Origin of the sequence: Streptomyces sp. NPDC056160, from assembly GCF_042268205.1 — a bacterium.
GTDB lineage: Bacteria > Actinomycetota > Actinomycetes > Streptomycetales > Streptomycetaceae > Streptomyces.
In genome coordinates this window covers 37634-56825 of record NZ_JBHJUW010000024.1, presented here as the reverse complement: position 1 = coordinate 56825, position 19192 = coordinate 37634, and the positions used below count along the sequence as shown (strand labels likewise).

Below are 19192 nucleotides of genomic sequence, written 5' to 3'. Positions count from 1 at the left end.
GGGGGAAACGGGGCCGGGTGGGGTTTGGCCGGGCGACTCCCCGACTGTCCCCGATGGGTACACGCGTACGGTGCGGTGACGCCGGACGGAGGAGGAAGTCGGGCCCGATCGAACGTGGGTGGTGTTCCCGTGCGTACCCAGGGCCGTGCGGCGGCGCAGCAGGGTGCCGCAAGTCATCCTGGACGACGGGGAGTCGTCGATGAGCACCTCCTGGCGCAACGCATCACTCCTGGCGACGGCCGCGGCCGTGCCCGCGCTGACGACGGCGTACGGCCAGGACGGCACACCCGCGGCGGGATGCCAGAACGTCGGCGCGACGGCCCCGGCCGCCGGCGTCGACGGCTCCGGCTCCGGCAACGGCAGCGGATCCGCAGCCGGCAGCGGTCCGGGCATCGGCGAAGCCGACGCCCACGGCTACGGTGCCGACGGCCGGCAGGGCCCCGCGGGCGACGCGGACTCCACAGGCAGCGGGGACCGCCCGGGCACCGCAGGCGCTGCGGGACGCACGGGCACCGCCGGGCGACTGGGCGTCACCACCGGCCCCGGACTGGGCAAGGGCCTGACCGTCAGTGCCGGCAGGGTCCTGTACCGCTTCGACCATGACACCGCCGCCCCGCCCGCGTCGCGCCCGACGGGAAGAGGGCCTCCCTGGCGAGCCTGCCGGGCCTCTGCGTGCGCAGGACCGGGCTGGGCGACAACGTCGTCGACCGGCACGGCATGAGCGTCTACCGCTTCCTGAAGGACGAGGCACGGCCGAAGTCCGTCTCGGCCTGCGCCGGAGCGTCCTCGAGAAGTGGCCGGCCGTGGCGCCGGTGCGGGCGGAGGACACCGAGGGCGTGGCGGGGAAGGGCCTGATGGGCTCCACCCGGCCGGACGGCGTCGAGCGGATGACCGTCGACTGCCGGCCGGTCTCCACCTATTCCGGCGACAAGGCGCCCGGTGACACCCACGGGCAGGGCGCGTCGGCGGCACGTGGTGCGCCGTGTCCCCCGACGGAAAGGCCGTCGGCGCGCCCAAGAAGTGACCGTACCGGCCGGAAAGCTGCCTGACCGCCCGGGAAGTGACCGTACCGGTCGGAAAGCTGCCTGACCGCACAGGAAGTTACCGTATCGGCCGGAAAGCGGCCTGACCGCCCAAGAAGTGACCGTACCGGCTGGAAAGCTGCCGTACCGCCCAGGAAGTCACCGTACCGGTCAGGATGCGGCCGTACCGGTCAGGAAGCGACGGCTCCGGCCGGCCCCGGCCGCCCCCTCCGCGCTTCACGGAGGGGCCGGTCCGGCGGGTGCCGGAGCACGCGCGCGGGAACTCTCCACCATGCCCGCACATCGGCGCAATCCACCGTGATGCGGGCGCCCGCCGGGCGCGTGCGCCGCAGGTGGTGACCGGGAACGGATGGTCAATTTCCGTTTCTGCTCGCCCCTTTGGCGGGCGATCAGTAGCCTCAGCTCGAACACCGGATCGCCTACGTTGTGGAGAGAAGATGGAGCGTCCCGCCTGGGCCCCACGGAGTATCGACATCTCGGTGCCGAGCGTCGCTCGGATCTACGACTACTACCTGGGCGGTTCGCACAACTTCGAGATCGACCGCGAAGCGGCCCGCAGGGCGATGGAGTTCATGCCGGGGCTGCCCAAGATCATGCAGGCGAACCGGGCGTTCATGCGCCGTGCCGTGCGTTTCGCGCTGGAGGAGGGCATCACCCAGTTCCTGGACGTCGGTTCCGGCATCCCGACCTTCGGCAACGTCCACGAGGTCGCCCAGAGTGCCCGCCCCGGCGCCCGCGTGGTCTACGTCGACCACGACCCGGTGGCCGTCACGCACAGCCAGTCCGTCCTCGCGGACAACGACGACGCGGACGTGGTCGCGGCGGACCTGCGCAAGCCCCATGAGATCCTCGCGAGCCCCCAGTTGCAGCGGCTGATCGACCTGAATCGGCCAGTGGCGCTGCTTCTCGTTGCCATACTTCACTTCGTGGAAGACACGGACGACCCGTACACCGCGGTCGCCGAGCTGCGCGACGCACTCGCGCCCGGCAGCCTGCTGATCCTCACGCATGCCTCGTACGAGGGAATCCCGTTGCCGCCAAAGCGGAGCGAGGGTGCGGTCGACGTATACAAGGGCATCCGCAATCCGCTGATCATGCGCTCGCGCGACGAGATCGCGCGGTTCTTCGAGGGGTACGACATGGTGGAACCCGGACTGGTGCCGATGGCGCGCTGGCGGCCTCAGACGGCGCCGGAGGACGAGGATCCTTATGCCTTCTCCGGTTTCGCCGGCGTGGGGCGTACGGCGTGATCACGCAGCCGGACGGGCCGGAGGACAGACTGCGCCGGCTGACGACGATCTGGAGCCGGGCGGTCTTCCCGGAGACCTCCACGTCGCTGACCCGCCCGGAGTTCGAGGAGCAACTGCTGCCGCTGGCCCGCCGGCTGAGCGGTGCACTGCGCGCCAGGGCCTTCGACGCGGCGGAGGGCGAGGCGGTCGGCGCCGCGCTGATCGGGGCGCACTGCACGGCGCCCGAGGCACTGAGCCGCTCCCTGGACTGCGTGGACGCCTACCTCGTGCTCTACTGCGGCGAGGACGGCGACCCGGAGGACCTGCGGGCCCGCTCCGCGCGGCTCCAGCACGCGATGGCCGCCGGGTTCGCGCGGGCGCTGCGCGAGCGCACGCTCAGCGAGCAGGAGGCCATCGCACAGGCCGCGCTGCGCGCCCAGGGCGTGGTCGCGCAGGCGCTGCACGCCAGCGAGGCCCGCTTCCGGGCCGTGTTCGAAGGCGCGGCCATAGGCATCGGGATCGCCGACCTGGACGGCAACGTCCTCCAGGTCAACGGCGCGCTGCTGCGCATGTTCGGCGGCTCCGAGCAGAACATGCGCGTGCGCAACGTCCGTGAGTGGACGCACGCCGACGACGCGCCGCAGATCTGGCGGCTGTACGAGGAACTGGTGCGCGGCGAGCGCGAGCACTACCACGTCGAGAAGGCCTTCAACCGCCCCGACGGCACGGTCCTGTGGACCAACCTGACCGTCTCCCTCCTCCGCGACCCCGACGGCAACCCCCAGTACCAGCTGGCCCTCATGGAGGACACCACCGAGCGGCGGCTGCTCAACCTGCGGCTGCGCTACGAGGCCACGCACGACGCGCTCACCGGCCTGCCCAACCGCACGCTGTTCTTCGAGCGCCTGGAGAAGGCGCTGGCCGCGGGCGAGGGCCGCCGCTTCGGCCTGTGCTACCTCGACCTGGACGGCTTCAAGACCATCAACGACAGCCTCGGCCACGCGGCCGGCGACCGGCTGCTGGTGGAGGTCGCCGACCGGCTCCAGGGGTGCGCGACCGCGCCCGGCGAGATGGTCGCCCGGCTCGGCGGAGACGAGTTCGTCGCGCTGACCACGCGCCCCGACAGCCGCAGCGAGGTCGACGACCTGGCCGCCCGCATCATGAACGCGCTGCTGGCCCCCGTCCGCATCGACGGGCGGGAGCTGACCGTGCGCGGCAGCATCGGGGTCGTCGAGGGCCCGGTGGGGGAGCGCAGCGCGGCGGAGGTGCTGCGCAGCGCCGACATCACCATGTACCGGGCCAAGTCGGCGGGCGGCAACCGCTTCGAGCTGGCCGACCCGGAGGCCGACGCCCGCGCGATCACCCGGCACGGGCTCACCACGGCGCTGCCCACCGCGCTCGACCGCGGCGAGTTCTTCATCGAGTACCAGCCACTGGTGCACCTCGGCGACGGCAGTGTGCGCGGGGCGGAGGCACTGGTGCGCTGGCTGCACCCGCAGCACGGCGTGCTCGGCCCCGACCGGTTCATCCCGCTCGCCGAGCACACCGGGCTGATCGTCCCGCTGGGCCGCTGGGTCATGGAGCAGTCGGTGCGCCAGGCCCGCGAGTGGCGGGAGTCGCACGGCGACGGAGCGGCCGGCCCGCTGCGCATCAACGTCAACCTCTCGCCGTGCCAGCTCACCCACCCCGGGCTCGTCCAGGACACCGTCGACATCCTGGAGCGCACGGGCGTGGCCCCGGACGCGCTGTGCCTGGAGGTGACCGAGTCTGCGCTGATCGGCGCGGACGACGACCTGCTCAAACCGCTGCGCAGGCTCGCCGAGATGGGCGTCGACATCGCCCTGGACGACTTCGGCACCGGCTACTCCAACCTGGCCAACCTGCGGCGGCTGCCGGTGAGCGTGCTGAAACTGGACCGCTCCTTCACCCAGGGCATGCAGCAGTTCCCGGCCGACCCCGTCGACCTCAAGATCGTCGAGGGGATCGTCGCCCTGGCCCACAGCCTGGACCTCGCCGTCACGGTGGAGGGCGTGGAGACCGGCGCTCAGGCGGAACAGCTGCGGATACTGGGCTGCGACACGGCCCAGGGCTGGTACTACGCCCGCCCCGGCCCGCCGGACCGGCTGCACGAACTGGCCCTCGCGGACGCGACGGGTTGACGAGCGGGGCGAGGGCCCGGACCGGCCCTCGCCGTCATCGCCGTACGGGTCGCGCGCGTGCCGCGCCGCCGGAGCGCAGGTCCGCGGGCGCTCCAAAGGGGGCTGCGGGACCCGGGCCTCGCGCGCTGTACCTGTACGGTCCGCTCGGTGCCGGTCGCCCTCACAACCCGACGGGGTGGACCCCGGCGGCCGGTGCCGGCTCGGCCCCGGCCTGAGCGGCGCCCAGGGCCGCGGCCAGGTCGGTGGCGATCCGGACGAGCGCGGCGGTGGCCGTCGAGCGTGACTGCTGCGGCCAGGCGATCGTCATCACGGCCGGGGGCGCGTCGGTGACGGGGCGGTAGGCGACGCCGGGGCGCGGGTAGCGCCGGGTCACGGAGGCCGGCAGGACGGCGAACAGTTCGCCGAGGCCCACCCGGGTCAGCAACTGGGCGAGATCCTGGCCGTGGCGCCGGGAGCCGTCGATGAAGCGGTCGAGGTCCCCGTCGCGCCGTCCCAGGCCCAGGTCGTCCAGCGTGAGACGGGTGCGGGCGGCGAGCGGGTGGCCGGCGGCCACGGCCGCCACCCGCTCCTCGGTGGCCAGCGGCTCGCCGTCCAGGCCGGTGCGGTCGTACGGCTCGTGGGCGAAGGCCACGTCGGCCTCGCCGCGCCGCAGCAGCACCGGGGCCTCCCCCAGGCCGCACAGGCGGACGGTGACCGGCACGGCGGCGGGGTCGGCGGCGAAGCGCTCCAGGACCGGCTCCAGCAGTCCGGCGTCGCCGTCCGCCTTCATCGCCAGGACCAGCCCGGCCTGCGGCGCGGCGGCTCGCTGGGCCCGGCGTCCGGCCGCCTGCAACGCGTCCAGCGCGATCCGTGCCTCCTTGAGCAGCACCTCGCCGGGCGGGGTCAGCGCGACGCTGTGCGTGGTCCGCTCGAACAGGGTGACGCCGAGATCCGCCTCCAGACGGCGGACGGCACGCGACAGGGGCGGCGGCGAGATACCCAGGCGCTCGGCGGCGCGGGCGAAGTTGAGTTCCTCGGCGACCGCGACGAAATAGCGCAGCGGACGGGACTCCACGGCTCCCGCGGCGCCCACGGCGTCCAGGGCTCTCATGGCATCCGGAGCTTCCACGACTCCCCCCCGATCGGTATTGCCCCCAGGGTAACAACCGAGAGCGGATCGGTCCTTCAGTTGCGGGGGCCCCGGGCGCAGGATCGAGCGAGTTCCTTCCTTCTCTCGTTCCTCCCATTTCCTGGAGTGTCCGTGATCGTCGTCACCACCCCGACCGGCCAGATCGGCCGGCAGCTCCTCGACCGCCTCCTCGACGCCCCGGACGCCGGACCGCTCAGGGTGATCGCCCGCGACCCCGCACGCCTCGCGCCGGCGGCGCGGGACCGCATCGAGGTGTTCCAGGGCTCGCACAGCGACCCCGACGTGCTCGGGGCGGCCTGCGCGGACGCCGACCGGGTGTTCTGGCTGGTGCCCCCGTCACCGGTCACCGACAGCGTCGCGGGCCACTTCCGCGCCTTCACCGAGCCGTTGTGCGAGGTGATCGAGGCGCGGGGCGTCCAGCGTGTGGTCGCCGTCTCCACCCTGGGCCGCAAGGTCGCCGAGAACGCCGGGCAGATCTCGGCGTCCCTGGCCATGGACGAGCAGATCATGGCCACCGGCGTTCACTACCGGGCGCTGTGCCCGCCGTTCCTCATGGAGAACCTGCTGGGACAGGCGCCCTCGATCCGGGACAGCGGCGTGTTCCGCATGGCGTCCGACACCGCACACGCCCACGTCCTGCGCACCTGCGCCACCGCCGACATCGCCGCCACGGCGGCCCGGCTGCTGCTCGCGGACTCCTGGACCGGGCAGGAGGACGTCCCCCTGGTGGGCCCCGACGCGCTGACACCCGAAGGCATGGCCGAGGTGGTGTCGCTGGTGCTGGGCCGGCCCGTCCGGACGGAGCGGGTCGGCATCGAGGACTACCGGAGGGCACTGCTGGGCCGCGGCGCGAGCGAGGCCGTGGCGCAGGGCATGGCCGACATGACGCGCGCCATCGATGAGCAGGGCTTCTACGGTGCCGCCGCCCCGAGCACCCCCGAGACCGCGCCCACCGCCTTCCGCCAGTGGTGCGAGGAGGTGCTCAAGCCCGCCGTCCTCGGCTGAACCCGGCCGGCCGACCGTGCACCGTCCAGGCCGCCCGGGGTCAGCCCCGGGCGGCCTGCCGCAGCAACCCCGCGTCCCCGGCTCACCGCTCCCGCACCGCTCCCCGGCCCGCCCCTCGCACTGCTTGCGCACAGTCCTGGCCCGCCCGCCGCACCGCTCCCGCACCGTCCCGTACCGCCCGGCTCACCGCTCCAGCAGCATCCGCTGCAGCTCCCTGGCCGCCCTGGGCGGAGCCACGTCGCTGCGGTGGGCCAGCGCGATCGTGCGGTGCAGGCCGGGGCGGGCCAGCGGGGTGACGCGCAGGCCGCGCCCGGAGCGGGCGGCGACCATGCGCGGGACGACCGCGACGCCCAAGCCGGCCCGTACGAAGCCCAGCACGGCGTCCATCTCGCCGCCCTCGACGGCGAAGTCCGGCTCGAAGCCCTCGGCGCGGCACGCGGCGACCGTCAGCTCCCTGAGGTCGTAGCCGTGCCGGAACATCACGAGCCGCGCCCCCTCCAGGTCCGCGATGCGCACCGTCCGCCGCCCCGGAGCGCCGGGCGGATCGGCCTCCGGCGAGGACACCACGACCAGGTCCTCGCGCAGCAGCTCCACCGTGGTCAGCGCGGGGGAGGGGGTGGGCAGCGGCAGCACGACCAGCGCCAGGTCCAGGGCGCCGCGCGCCAGCTCCCGTACCAGGTCGTGCGAGCCGCTCTCCTCCACCAGCAACCGGATGCCGGGATAGCGGTCGTGGAAGGCGCGCAGCACGTCCGGCAGCAGGCCCGTGCACAGGCTGGGCGTCGCCCCCAGCCGCACGCGGCCGCTGCGCAGCTGCACCAGCTCCTGCACCTCGTGGCGGGCCGTGTCCGCGTCGGCGAGGATCCGCCGGGCCAGCGGCAGCAGCGCCTCGCCCGCGTCGGTGAGCGTGATGTTGCCCCGCGCCCGCTGGAACAGGTCGGCGCCCAGCTCCCGCTCCAGCGCCTTGATCTGCTGGGAGAGCGAGGGCTGGGCGACGTGGACCAGGTCGGCGGCCCGGGTGAAGTGCCGCGTCTCGGCGACCGCCACGAAGTACTGGAGCTGCTGGAACTGCATGCAGCCACGATAGCCTTTCCCTATCGAAACGAGCCGTACCATGTCTTGGACCGATGGGCCTCCACGGCTCTAGCGTCATGGCCATGGCTCTGGCAACGCGGACGGACCGACGGCCGTCCATGGCGCGCACGGTGTGGCACTCGACCGTCGGCAAGAAGACCGTGATGGCGGTCAGCGGCCTGATCATGCTGCTGTACCTGGTCGCCCACATGATCGGAAACCTGAAGATCTACTTCGGGGCGGGGGAGTTCAACCACTACGCGCACTGGCTGCGCACGGTGGGCGAACCGTTCATGCACTACGAGTGGACGCTCTGGCTCATCCGGGTCGTCCTCGTCGTCGCCGTGGTCGCCCACGCGGTCTCGGCGTACCAGCTCAGCCGCCGCGACATCAGGGCCCGCCCGGCCAAGTACGTGCACGCCCGGCCCCGGGCGAGCTACGCCACCCGCACCATGCGCTGGGGCGGGATCATCCTCGGCCTGTTCATCGTCTGGCACATCCTGGACCTGACCACCGGCACCGTGCACTCCGGCGGCTTCCAGCAGGGCCACCCGTACCAGAACGTCGTGGACACCTTCTCGACCTGGTACGGCGACGTGATCTACATCGTCGCGATGCTGGCGCTCGGCCTGCACATCAGGCACGGCTTCTGGAGCGCCGCCCAGACCCTCGGCGTCGGCAGCCGGCGGCGCGACCGCGCCCTGAAGACCGTCGCCGACATCCTCGCAGTGCTGCTCACCGCCGGCTTCATCGCCGTGCCCGTGGGCGTGATGACCGGAGTGGTGAGCTGACATGACCTACGCCGACTACACGACCGGCGAGCCGGTCTCCGACACCAAGGCGCCCTCCGGCCCCGTCGAGGAACGCTGGGACAAGCGCCGCTTCGAGGCCAAGCTGGTCAACCCGGCCAACCGGCGCAGGCAGCGGATCATCGTCGTGGGCACCGGCCTCGCGGGCGGCTCCGCCGGCGCCACGCTGGCCGAACAGGGCTACCACGTCGTCCAGTTCTGCTACCAGGACTCCCCGCGCCGCGCGCACTCCATCGCCGCGCAGGGCGGCATCAACGCCGCCAAGAACTACCGCAACGACGGCGACTCGATCCACCGCCTCTTCTACGACACCGTCAAGGGCGGCGACTTCCGCTCCCGCGAGTCCAACGTGCGCCGCCTGGCCCAGATCTCGGTGGAGATCATCGACCAGTGCGTGGCCCAGGGCGTCCCCTTCGCCCGCGAGTACGGCGGCCTGCTCGACACCCGCTCCTTCGGCGGCGTCCAGGTCTCCCGCACCTTCTACGCCCGCGGCCAGACGGGCCAGCAGCTCCTGCTCGGTGCCTACCAGGCGCTGTCCCGGCAGATCGCCGCCGGGAACATCGAGATGCACCCGCGCACCGAGATGCTCGACCTGATCGTCGTGGACGGCCGGGCCCGCGGCATCGTGGCCCGCGACCTGATCACCGGGAAGATCGACACGTACTTCGCCGACGCCGTCGTCCTCGCCTCCGGCGGCTACGGCAACGTCTTCTACCTGTCGACCAACGCCATGAACTCCAACGCGACCGCCATCTGGCGGGCGCACCGGCGCGGCGCCCATTTCGCCAACCCCTGCTTCACCCAGATCCACCCCACCTGCATCCCGCGCACCGGCGACCACCAGTCCAAGCTGACGCTGATGAGCGAGTCACTGCGCAACGACGGCCGCATCTGGGTGCCGAGGGCCAAGGGCGACACCCGCCCGCCGAACGAGATCCCCGAGGACGAGCGCGACTACTACCTGGAGCGCATCTACCCGTCCTTCGGCAACCTCGTCCCGCGCGACATCGCCTCCCGCGCCGCGAAGAACGTGTGCGACGAGGGCAGGGGAGTGGGCCCCGGCGGCCAGGGCGTCTACCTCGACTTCGCGGACGCCATCGCGCGGATGGGCCGCCGGAAGGTCGAGGAGAAGTACGGCAACCTCTTCGACATGTACGAGCGGATCACCGCGGAGAACCCGTACGAGGTGCCCATGCGGATCTACCCCGCCGTGCACTACACGATGGGCGGCCTGTGGGTCGACTACGACCTCCAGACCACCGTCCCCGGCCTGTTCGCCATCGGCGAGGCCAACTTCTCCGACCACGGCGCCAACCGCCTCGGCGCCTCCGCGCTCATGCAGGGCCTGGCCGACGGCTACTTCGTCCTGCCGGCCACCATCAACGACTACCTGGCCCGCCATCCCCACAAGGACGAGGTGAGCGCCGACCACCCCGTCGTCCAGGAGGTGCTCGCCGAGACCGAGGACCGGCTCCACCTGCTCCTCGCCGTCGACGGCGACCGCACCCCCGACTCCTTCCACCGGGAACTGGGCGAACTCCTGTGGGAGCTGTGCGGCATGGCCCGCACCGAGTCCGGACTGCGCAAGGCGCTGGAGCGCATCCCGCAGATCCGCGAGGAGTTCTGGCGGCGGATCAAGGTGCCCGGCACCGGCGAGGAGTTCAACCAGTCGCTGGAGAAGGCCAACCGCATCGTCGACTACCTCGAACTGGCCGAGCTGATGTGCCTGGACGCCCTGCACCGCGCCGAGTCCTGCGGCGGCCACTTCCGCGAGGAGTCCCAGACCCCCGACGGCGAGGCCGCCCGCAGGGACGACGAGTTCGGCTACGCCGCCGCCTGGGAGTTCACCAGCACGGGCGAGGCCCCCATCCTGCACAAGGAAGACCTGGTCTTCGAGTACGTCCACCCCACCCAGCGGAGCTACGCATGAAGCTCACCCTGCGCGTCTGGCGGCAGAAGAACGCCGACGCCGACGGCACCATGTCCACCTACCAGGTGGACGGCATCTCGCCCGACATGTCCTTCCTGGAGATGCTGGACGTCCTCAACGAACAGCTCATCCTCGCCGGCGATGACCCCGTCGCCTTCGACCACGACTGCCGCGAGGGCATCTGCGGCGCGTGCAGCCTGGTCATCAACGGCGACGCGCACGGCCCCGAGCGCACCACCACCTGCCAGCTGCACATGCGGTCCTTCAGCGACGGCGACACCATCGACATCGAACCGTGGCGGGCCGCCGCCTTCCCGGTGGTCAAGGACCTGGTCGTCGACCGCTCGGCCTTCGACCGCATCATCCAGGCCGGCGGCTACATCTCCGCCCCCACCGGCGCCGCGCCCGAGGCCCATGCCACGCCTGTACCGAAGCCCGATGCGGACTTCGCCTTCGAGCACGCCGAGTGCATCGGCTGCGGCGCCTGCGTCGCCGCCTGCCCCAACGGCGCGGCGATGCTCTTCACCTCCGCCAAGATCAACCACCTCAACGTCCTGCCGCAGGGCGCGCCCGAGCGCGAGACCCGGGTCCTCGACATGGTCGCCCAGATGGACGAGGAGGGCTTCGGCGGCTGCACCCTGACCGGGGAGTGCGCCACCGCCTGCCCCAAGGGCATCCCGCTCGTGTCGATCACCGGCATGAACAAGGAGTGGCTGCGCGCCACCCGCAAGGCGGCCAGGAGGTAGGCCCGAAAGACGTTCGCCGAGGGGGCGGACGGGCGGGGCCGGGAGTGGTGCTCATCCCCGGCCCCGTCTGCTTGCCGTGCGGCACGCCGTTCAACGAGACCACATCCGCGCTCCTGCCACCGGTCACGCGCAGGCCAACCGGCATCGGAAGAACAGGACCGGCAGCCGGGACCGCCCGGCCGCCCGCACCGCCGAGCCCGGCCCGCGACCACGGAGGCAGCCATGACCGGCGTCAGCGCACTCGACCGCCCCCCGCAGCCCACGGCACCCACCCGCTACACCCTCACCCTCGCCCGCGACGAGGCCGACGTACGCGCGGCGCAGCGCCTGCGCCACGACGTCTTCGCCGCCGAGTTGGGCGCCTCGCTCACCACCCCCGAGCCGGGCCACGACATCGACGCGTTCGACGCCTACTGCGACCACCTGCTCGTGCACGACACCGTGACCGGCGGGATCGTCGGCACCTACCGGCTGCTGCCCCCGGAGCGCGCCGCGATCGCCGGACGGCTGTACGCGGAGGGCGAGTTCGACCTGAGCGCGCTCTCCGCGATCCGGTCCGCTCTGGTCGAGGTCGGCCGCTCCTGCGTGCACCCCGACCACCGCGACGGCGCCGTCATCGGCCTCATCTGGGCCGGCATCGCCCGCTACATGGCCGACCGGGGCCACGCGTGGCTCGCCGGCTGCTGCTCCGTGCCGCTCGCCGACGGCGGTGCCCTGGCCACCGCCACCTGGCAGCGGGTGGACGCCCGGCACCTGGCACCGGCCGAGTACCGGGTACGCCCCCTGCTGCCCTGGACGCCGGGTGGCGGCGCCCCCGCCGCCCGCGGTGAACTGCCCGCCCTGCTGCGCGGCTACCTCCGGCTGGGCGCCTGGGTGTGCGGCGAACCCGCCCACGACCCCGACTTCGGCGTCGCGGACTTCTACGTCCTGCTGCCGATGCGCCGGGTCGACCCGCGCTACCTGCGGCACTTCCTCGCGCTCGCACCGGCCTCATGAGCGGCCGGCTGCCCGGCGCGCCCTGCACCCCGCGGACGTGCGTGGACCCCACGGCGCCGATGGCCGCCGTACCGAGGGCCGTCCTGCGGCTCATGGCGGTCGCCGTCCTGGTGCTCGGCGGGATCGCGCTGTCGCCGCTGGGCGGGCGGATCCCGGCCGGCTGGGTCGGACGCTGGTGCCGGGCGATCGCGCGGGCGGCGGGCGTGCGGGTGCGGATCTCGGGCACGGCCGCGCCCACCGGCGGCCTGCTGCTGGTGGCCAACCACATCTCGTGGCTGGACGTCCCGCTGCTGGCCGCCGTGCGCCCGGCCCGGATGCTCGCCAAGTCGGAGGTCCGCCGGTGGCCGCTCGCGGGCCCGCTCGCCGCGCGCGGCGGCGCCCTGTTCATCGAACGGGACCGGCTGCGGGCCCTGCCCGGCACCGTCGCGCACCTCGCCGAGACGCTGCGCGCGGGCGCCGCGGTCGCGGCCTTCCCCGAGGGCAGCACCTGGTGCGGGCGCGGCCGGGGCCGTTTCCACCGGGCCGTCTTCCAGGCCGCCCTCGACGCGGACGTACCGGTGCAGCCCGTCACCATCCGCTACCGCCGCGCCGGAGGAGCGATCAGCACCGCGCCCGCCTTCGTCGGCGAGGACACGCTGGCGGCCTCCCTGTGGCGGGTGGTGCGGGCCCGCGGCCTGGTCGCCGAGGTCGCGGTGCGCCCGGTCATCGCGCCGGGCAGCCACCACGACCGGCGGGCACTGGCCGGGGCCGCGGAGCCGGCCTGGGCCGCCGGCCCCTGCCGGACGTACGACGCCTCCGGTGCGGTGCCGCCTCAGATGCGCCGGACCGTGTGCAGCGAGCGGGCGTAGGTGCCCGTGCCGTCCAGCAGGGAGGCACCGCCGAGGTCGGACATGGTGGGCCCGTCGACGGTCTTGCGACTGGACAGGAAACGGCGCCTGCCGTCCGCGTCCGTACCCAGGTGGATCCCGACGTGGTCGACGGTCACGACCTGCCCGGCGGGGTCGTCGTCGCCCGAGTCGGCGTTGAACAGCACCAGGTCGCCGGGCTGGAGCTGGGCGGCGGCGGGCGGCGCGGTGCCGTCGGTGCGGTCGACGAGGACCCCGGGCGCGTGGTCGGCGATGTCGCGGGACTTGCGCGGTATCCGCTCCCCGGAGGTGTCCGCCCCCGCCGCCATCGGCACGCCCATGTGGTAGCCGTAGACCATGCGCGTGTAGCCCGAGCAGTCCAGGTTGCCCACCTGCTTGCTCGACGGGCCCGTGTAGGCGCCGTCGGGGAAGGTCCAGCCGACGTTCATGTACTCGTGGAAGTCGGCGCCCTCGTAGCGGTAGCCGTGCGGGTCCAGGTAGCCGTAACCGGCCTCGCCCAGCACCTGCTTGCCCCGTGCGGGGCCGTCCCCGGCGGTGACCGCGGGCGCCCCGGCCAGGAACATGGCGGCGTACGCGAGGACGTCCGGCGCGGTGGACCCGGCCCAGCCGCGCACGGTCTGTTCCAGTTCCGCCGTCCAGGTCCCGTCGAAGGGCTGCGGCAGCACCCGCACCCAGTCGCCGTGGGTCACGCTCGGCGGTGCGGCCCAGTTCGCGGCGTCCACCTGGAAACGGCTCACCATCAACTTGACCGGCAGGTTCGTACAGCCCTTGTTGGCCAGGGCGCGCAGTCCCACCCGGCCCTTGCCGAAGGTCGTGTCGGTGACGTCCACGGCCCACGCGGACGGTTCCGCGGCGTCCGCCCGCCAGGCCTTGGCCCGGATCCTGGCCCCCTCGCGGCGCACCCGGACCGCCCAGTCGGTGCCCGCCGGGCTGCCGGTCGCCGCTGTGACGGCCGGGGCGAGCTGGGTGACCGTGTCGGCGACCTCCTTCTCCACCCGCAGCTCCACCGCGCCGGTGGTCAGGAAGGACAGCCGGGCCCGGTAGTTGTTGTGGGTGTCCTGGTAGCCGAAGGACAGCGCGTAGGAACAGGCCTGTCCGGTGGGCACCTTGTCGAACCGGGCCACGGACCGCACGTCGACGTCGGTGATCTCGTCGTCGCGCAGGCTCGCGTGGCGGCTGGCGTAGTCGGTGCTCAGCGCGATCACACCGGTGCCGGGCACGACCGAGTAGTCCGTGGCGTCGGGGCCGAGCGTGGACCAGCTGCCGCCGCCAGGCGAGGTTCCCCAGTAGGCGCGCTGCTCCGCCGGCAGCGACGTGTCCGGCAGCGTGCGCCCGAAGTCCTCCACGAAAGGCCGCTTGTTCTCGGCGAAGGTTCTTCGCGGGCCCGGCAGCAGTACGGTGCGGGCTCCGTGCGTCAGCAGCGCGACCCGTCTGCCCTGGGAGGTGACCTCCGTACGGGCCGGTGTCCCGGGGAGCACGGCGGTGGTGAGCGGGGCGGTGAGCGTCACCGGGGTGAACCAGGAGGCGTCCAGCGGCGGCAGGGTCACCGAGGAACGGGCCGAGGTCAGGCCGGGCGGTGCGGGCAGCGGGTCCACGGCCGCTCCCGCGGCGCCGGCGGCGGCACGGGCGGGAGCGGCGGCCAGGGCGCCCAGGGGCACGGCGGCGGCGGAGGCGGCGAGCGCGGTCAGCAGACCGCGACGGGAGGTGTGTGTCATGTCCACCATGATCGGGCACGGCACGGCGGCCGGACCCGCCAGTCCCGCCGGACCCGCCGGACCCGCCAGTCCCGCCGATCCGGCCACTCGTCCCGAATACGCGACGGACAGTGCCACTTGAGGCGGCCGATCACGTACGGTCCGCGGCCCCGGGCGGCGCCCCCGCACCGGCCGCCCGGGCCAGGTACGGCGCCGTGGCGCTGCCCTGCGCCCCGGCCACCTGCGCCGGCGTCCCCGCCGCCACGATCCGGCCGCCCGCGTCGCCGCCGCCCGGACCGAGGTCGATGACCCAGTCCGCGTCCGCGACGACGGCCATGTCGTGCTCGACGACGACCACCGTGTGCCCGGCGTCCACCAGACCGTGCAACTGCCGCATCAGCACCTCGACATCGGCCGGGTGCAGTCCCGTCGTCGGCTCGTCCAGGAGGTAGAGGGTGTGCCCCCGGCGACCGCGCTGCAGCTCGCTCGCGAGCTTGATGCGCTGCGCCTCACCGCCCGACAGCTCGGTGGCGGGCTGCCCCAGCCGCAGGTAGCCCAGCCCGACGTCGAGCAGGGTGTTCAGGCTGCGGGCGACGGGCGGGGTGTCGGCGAAGAACTGAGCCGCGCTCTCCACCGTCAGGTCCAGCACCTCGGCGATCGTGCGACCCCGGTACGTCACGCGGAGCGTCTCGGGGTTGTACCGGGCGCCGCCGCAGTCCGGGCACGGCGCGTACGTGCTCGGCAGGAACAGCAGTTCCACGCTCACGAACCCCTCGCCCTGACAGGTCTCGCAGCGCCCCCCGGCCACGTTGAACGAGAACCGCCCCACCCCGTACCCGAGTTCACGGGCCGCCTCCGTACCCGCGAACACCTTCCGCACGACGTCGAACAGGCCGGTGTAGGTCGCCAGGTTGGAGCGCGGGGTGCGCCCGATCGGCCGCTGGTCCACCGACACCAGCCGCCCGACGCCGGGCAGTTCCTCCGTGATCTCGCCGATCAGCGTCGACTTGCCTGACCCCGAGACTCCGGTGACGGCGGTGAGCACACCCAGCGGGAAGCCGGCCGTCACCGCACGCAGGTTGTGCCGGGTGACCGGCCCCACGGTCACCCAGTCGCGCGGCTGCCGCATCGGGCGCCGGGACTCGGCGCGCCCGCCGAACAGGAACCGTGCCGTGGCCGACCCGGCCACCTCCGCCAGCCCGGCCACCGGCCCGCTGTGCAGCACCCGGCCCCCGTGCTCCCCGGCCAGCGGCCCCACGTCCACGACCCAGTCCGCGCCGCGTACCACGTCCAGGTGATGCTCCACCACGAACAACGAGTTGCCCGCGTCCTTGAGCCGCTGCAACACCGTGAGCAGTGCCTCGGTGTCCGCCGGGTGCAGGCCCGCCGACGGCTCGTCGAGCACGTACACCACCCCGAACAGCCCCGACCGCAGCTGCGTGGCCAGCCGCAGCCGCTGCAGTTCCCCCGCCGAGAGGGTGGGCGTGGACCGGTCGAGGGAGAGGTAGCCGAGACCCAGCTCGACGACCGGCCCGATTCGGGACCTCAGGTCGTCGGTGAGCAGCCGGGCCGCCTCGGAGACGGCCCCCCGGAGCGTGCCGGCCAGCTCGGAAAGCGGCAGCGCGGCCAACTCGGCGATGGTGCGCCCCGCGAAGGTGACGGCGAGCGCCTCGGGCCGCAGCCTGCTGCCACCGCAGGCCGGGCAGGGCGCCGAGGTGAGGAAGCGCTCCGCCTTCGCGCGCAGCGCCGGACTCTTCGACTCGGCGAACGTCTTCATCACATACCGCCGGGCGCTCATGTACGTGCCCTGGTACGGCCGTTGGATCCGGTCGGCGTCCCGCACCGGATGCACGGTCACCACCGGCTGCTCGTCCGTGAACAGGATCCACTCCCGCTGCTCGGCGGGCAGCTCCCGCCAGGGCCGGTCCACGTCATGACCGAGCGCGTCCAGGACGTCCCGCAGGTTCTTGCCCTGCCAGGCCCCCGGCCACGCCGCGATCGCCCCCTCGCGCACGGACAGGGACGGATCGGGAACCAGCAGCTCCTCGCTCGTCCGGTGCACCCGCCCCAGCCCGTGGCACTCCGGGCAGGCCCCGGCCGCCGTGTTCGGCGAGAAGGCGTCCGAGTCCAGCCGCTCGGCACCCGGCGGATAGTCACCGGCCCGCGAGAACAGCATCCGCAGCGAGTTGGACAGGTTCGTCACGGTGCCCACCGACGACCGCGAGGTCGGCGCCGATCGCCGCTGCTGCAGCGACACGGCGGGCGGCAGCCCGCTGATCTCCCCGACCTTCGGCGCGCCCACCTGATGGATCAGCCTGCGCGCGTACGGCGCCACCGACTCGAAGTACCGCCGCTGCGCCTCCGCGTAGATCGTCCCGAACGCCAGCGACGACTTCCCCGACCCCGACACCCCGGTGAACACCACCAGCGCGTCCCGCGGCACATCGACGTCCACCCCTTGGAGATTGTGCTCGCGGGCCCCGCGGACGCGGACGTACTGATCATGGGGGCTGTGCATGGCGGGGCTCCGGCATGGAGAGGCGACAGGACGGGCTCAAACCCCGCAATTCTACGCGAACACCTCAGACCTCACCGGTCAGACGCCCTCTACTCCCCGGCGAGCGCCACGAACGCCGCCCACTCACCACGACCGACCCGCAGCACCGGCCCGCGGCCCGCGGCCTTGGTGTCCCGCACGTACACGACACCCAGACCGGCGGCCACCTCGACACAGTCGCCGCCGTTCGTTCCGCTGTAACTGCTCTTGAACCAATCCAGTCCAGCGTGCTGGTCGGTGCTCATAGCTCCCCTGCCATGCGCTCGATGAGACGAGAGGACTCCTCGGTGCTGAGGGCCTGCGTGCGCAGCATCCCATACCGCAGCCAGAATTCGCTGACCTCGTCCTCATCGGACCTGACGGACACCAGGCCCTGCGCATCGACGTAGACGTGCCGCCCACGGTCCATCGACTCCAGCAGCACCATGGGCCCGTTGAGTCCACTGTGGACACCTCGTGCGGCCGGCATCACCTGAAGCTCGATGTTGCGGAACCGCGCACTCGCCAGCAGGTGCTCCAACTGCCGGCGCATGACTGCGGTGCTGCCCACGAATCGTCGCAGTGCGCCTTCCTCCACGATGAACACGAAGACCACCGGCGGGTTCTTACGGGACAGCATCGCCTGACGGGCGAGTCGAGCCGCCACACGTTGCTCGACGACCTCCTCGTCGAGGGGCGGGAAGTGAGCTTCGAGGAGTGCCTGCGCGTAAGCCTCGGTCTGCAACAGGCCAGGAATGAGCAGGGGATCGTAGGAGAACCTGCTCAACGCCTCGACCTCCAGGAGCGCTACGTTCTGGAAGAACCGCGGCAACTTCGCCCGATCCACCTCGCCCTGCAACGCCTCCAGGACCCCGCCCGCCCCCAGCACCCGCTCCGCCGCCGCAGTGAACGCGGCCTTCGCGGGCCGCCGCCCCTGCTCCACCGAGGCGACCTGCTCCAGCGAGTACCCGATGGCCTCACCGAGCTGCTGCTGGCTCAGCCCCGCCCGCTTCCGCAGGTACTGCAACAACACTCCGTAGGCCGGCCCACACCCCCGGCAGGTCGGACCGCATGTCCTTCGTTCCCACTCCGCGATCGCTGCGCGCACCCCGTACCGCCTTCAAGCTCCCACACCCTTCCCTGCCCACGCCGCGCCCGTCGCCCGGGCCATGCCCAACGCGCCCCGCGGAAAGGGAGACACGGCATGTGATCCGTACGGCAGCCGTACAAGCCCCGTACAACCACGACCGAATCGTGCGGGGCCGCGCGCGGTGGCGACCCCGGTGCGCGATCACACCACCGTGCGCCCTGTCGCGGAGGGATGCCGGAAATATCAGATGGGCAGTGACTCAGGCGTAACTCAACCCCGTACGAGAGGATCGACTGCTCATGAGTCGACGTATGGCCCGTCCCGCCGCACTCGCCGCCTCCGCCGCGCTGCTGACCGGGGGCCTGCTGGCGGCGGCCGTTCCCACCGCCACCGCCGCACCGGCCAAGTACTCGCAGTCGGCGGCCGAGAAGGCGCTGAAGCGGGCGGGCGTCACGTGGGTGTCGTCGGGCAGGTGCAGCAACCGGAAGAACGGCAGGTGCACTTCGTTCGAACAGATCAACAGGAGCACGGTCGCCGGGGTGATCGACTTCAAGAAGACGAGCAAGTGCGCGGTGACCATCACCGCCGGCACGGAGAAGGGGCACGCCTCCGGCACATACAGCCACTGGAACGGCTACAAGGTCGACATCAAGCTGTCGTCGTGCGTGAACTCCTACATCACCCACAAGTTGAAGTACGTGGGTGAGCGCAAGGGCGACCGCGCGAAACAGTACAAGTCGCCGTCGGGCAACATCTACGCCCGCGAGGGCTCGCACTGGGACGTCACGTACTACCGCGGCAGCCGCTGACACGGCCCGGCGGCGGAGCCGGTGCCACCACCGGCCCCGCCCCGGCATGCAGTAGGGCGAGCAACTGCACCGGAAGAGCA

At 72.7% G+C, this 19192-nt stretch carries 15 protein-coding genes and 1 pseudogene; 10 read left to right on the top strand and 6 right to left on the bottom strand.

Annotated elements, in window-relative coordinates; translation table 11 throughout:
• Positions 1-199 precede the first annotated feature (199 nt).
• From ACFC02_RS11775 to ACFC02_RS11765, 3 genes and pseudogenes are all read left to right on the top strand, one after another.
• Positions 200-1024 (top strand): annotated as a pseudogene (locus ACFC02_RS11775) (hypothetical protein).
• A 456-nt stretch (positions 1025-1480) separates the two neighbouring features.
• Positions 1481-2293, top strand: a complete 813-nt coding sequence (locus tag ACFC02_RS11770) for an SAM-dependent methyltransferase (protein ID WP_376355483.1) — start codon at positions 1481-1483, stop codon at positions 2291-2293.
• Entirely contained in the window at positions 2290-4431 is a 2142-nt protein-coding gene (locus ACFC02_RS11765) for a putative bifunctional diguanylate cyclase/phosphodiesterase (RefSeq protein ID WP_376355481.1), read from the top strand. The genes ACFC02_RS11770 and ACFC02_RS11765 overlap by 4 nt, the downstream gene beginning before the upstream one ends.
• 160 nt (positions 4432-4591) lie before the next feature.
• Here the strand turns inward: ACFC02_RS11765 and ACFC02_RS11760 are convergent, their stop codons facing one another.
• Positions 4592-5485, bottom strand: coding sequence for a LysR family transcriptional regulator (locus ACFC02_RS11760; protein WP_376355532.1), 894 nt, complete (start codon positions 5483-5485; stop codon positions 4592-4594).
• A gap of 186 nt (positions 5486-5671) precedes the next feature.
• On the opposite strand from ACFC02_RS11760, the gene ACFC02_RS11755 reads away from it, so the two are divergent.
• Complete coding sequence (locus ACFC02_RS11755; RefSeq protein WP_376355479.1) at positions 5672-6565, top strand: NAD(P)H-binding protein; 894 nt, start codon at positions 5672-5674, stop codon at positions 6563-6565.
• A gap of 183 nt (positions 6566-6748) precedes the next feature.
• Here the strand turns inward: ACFC02_RS11755 and ACFC02_RS11750 are convergent, their stop codons facing one another.
• On the bottom strand, positions 6749-7636 hold the full coding sequence (locus tag ACFC02_RS11750) for a LysR family transcriptional regulator (RefSeq protein WP_376355477.1): 888 nt from the start codon (positions 7634-7636) through the stop codon (positions 6749-6751).
• A 119-nt stretch (positions 7637-7755) separates the two neighbouring features.
• On the opposite strand from ACFC02_RS11750, the gene ACFC02_RS11745 reads away from it, so the two are divergent.
• The 5 genes from ACFC02_RS11745 to ACFC02_RS11725 all read left to right on the top strand — a co-directional run bounded on the left by ACFC02_RS11745 (position 7756) and on the right by ACFC02_RS11725 (position 12965).
• Positions 7756-8427, top strand: a complete 672-nt coding sequence (locus ACFC02_RS11745; protein WP_376355530.1) for a succinate dehydrogenase — start codon at positions 7756-7758, stop codon at positions 8425-8427.
• A gap of 1 nt (position 8428) precedes the next feature.
• Complete coding sequence (locus ACFC02_RS11740) at positions 8429-10375, top strand: fumarate reductase/succinate dehydrogenase flavoprotein subunit (RefSeq protein ID WP_376355475.1); 1947 nt, start codon at positions 8429-8431, stop codon at positions 10373-10375.
• A complete protein-coding gene (locus tag ACFC02_RS11735) occupies positions 10372-11121 on the top strand; it encodes a succinate dehydrogenase/fumarate reductase iron-sulfur subunit (RefSeq protein ID WP_376355473.1) in 750 nt (249 codons plus the stop codon). The genes ACFC02_RS11740 and ACFC02_RS11735 overlap by 4 nt, the downstream gene beginning before the upstream one ends.
• A 222-nt stretch (positions 11122-11343) precedes the next feature.
• Positions 11344-12117, top strand: coding sequence for a GNAT family N-acetyltransferase (locus ACFC02_RS11730; RefSeq protein WP_376355471.1), 774 nt, complete (start codon positions 11344-11346; stop codon positions 12115-12117).
• Positions 12114-12965, top strand: coding sequence for a lysophospholipid acyltransferase family protein (locus ACFC02_RS11725; protein ID WP_376355469.1), 852 nt, complete (start codon positions 12114-12116; stop codon positions 12963-12965). The genes ACFC02_RS11730 and ACFC02_RS11725 overlap by 4 nt, the downstream gene beginning before the upstream one ends.
• On the opposite strand, the gene ACFC02_RS11720 is transcribed toward ACFC02_RS11725, so the two are convergent.
• From ACFC02_RS11720 to ACFC02_RS11705, 4 genes are all read right to left on the bottom strand, one after another.
• Positions 12929-14698 (bottom strand): hypothetical protein, encoded by a 1770-nt coding sequence (locus tag ACFC02_RS11720; protein ID WP_376355467.1) that lies wholly within the window; start codon positions 14696-14698, stop codon positions 12929-12931. The genes ACFC02_RS11725 and ACFC02_RS11720 overlap by 37 nt on opposite strands.
• Before the next feature lie 130 nt (positions 14699-14828).
• Positions 14829-17195 (bottom strand): ATP-binding cassette domain-containing protein, encoded by a 2367-nt coding sequence (locus tag ACFC02_RS11715; protein WP_376355466.1) that lies wholly within the window; start codon positions 17193-17195, stop codon positions 14829-14831.
• Positions 17196-17284: 89 nt separating this feature from the next.
• Positions 17285-17479: a DUF397 domain-containing protein gene (locus ACFC02_RS11710; protein ID WP_376355464.1), complete on the bottom strand. Its 195-nt coding sequence runs from the start codon at positions 17477-17479 to the stop codon at positions 17285-17287.
• Positions 17476-18246: a Scr1 family TA system antitoxin-like transcriptional regulator gene (locus ACFC02_RS11705; RefSeq protein WP_376355462.1), complete on the bottom strand. Its 771-nt coding sequence runs from the start codon at positions 18244-18246 to the stop codon at positions 17476-17478. Before ACFC02_RS11705 ends, ACFC02_RS11710 begins: the two co-directional genes overlap by 4 nt.
• Before the next feature lie 356 nt (positions 18247-18602).
• Here ACFC02_RS11705 and ACFC02_RS11700 point away from each other — a divergent pair, with 356 nt between their 5' ends.
• A complete protein-coding gene (locus ACFC02_RS11700; RefSeq protein ID WP_376355460.1) occupies positions 18603-19112 on the top strand; it encodes a hypothetical protein in 510 nt (169 codons plus the stop codon).
• The last annotated feature ends 80 nt before the right edge of the window (positions 19113-19192 follow it).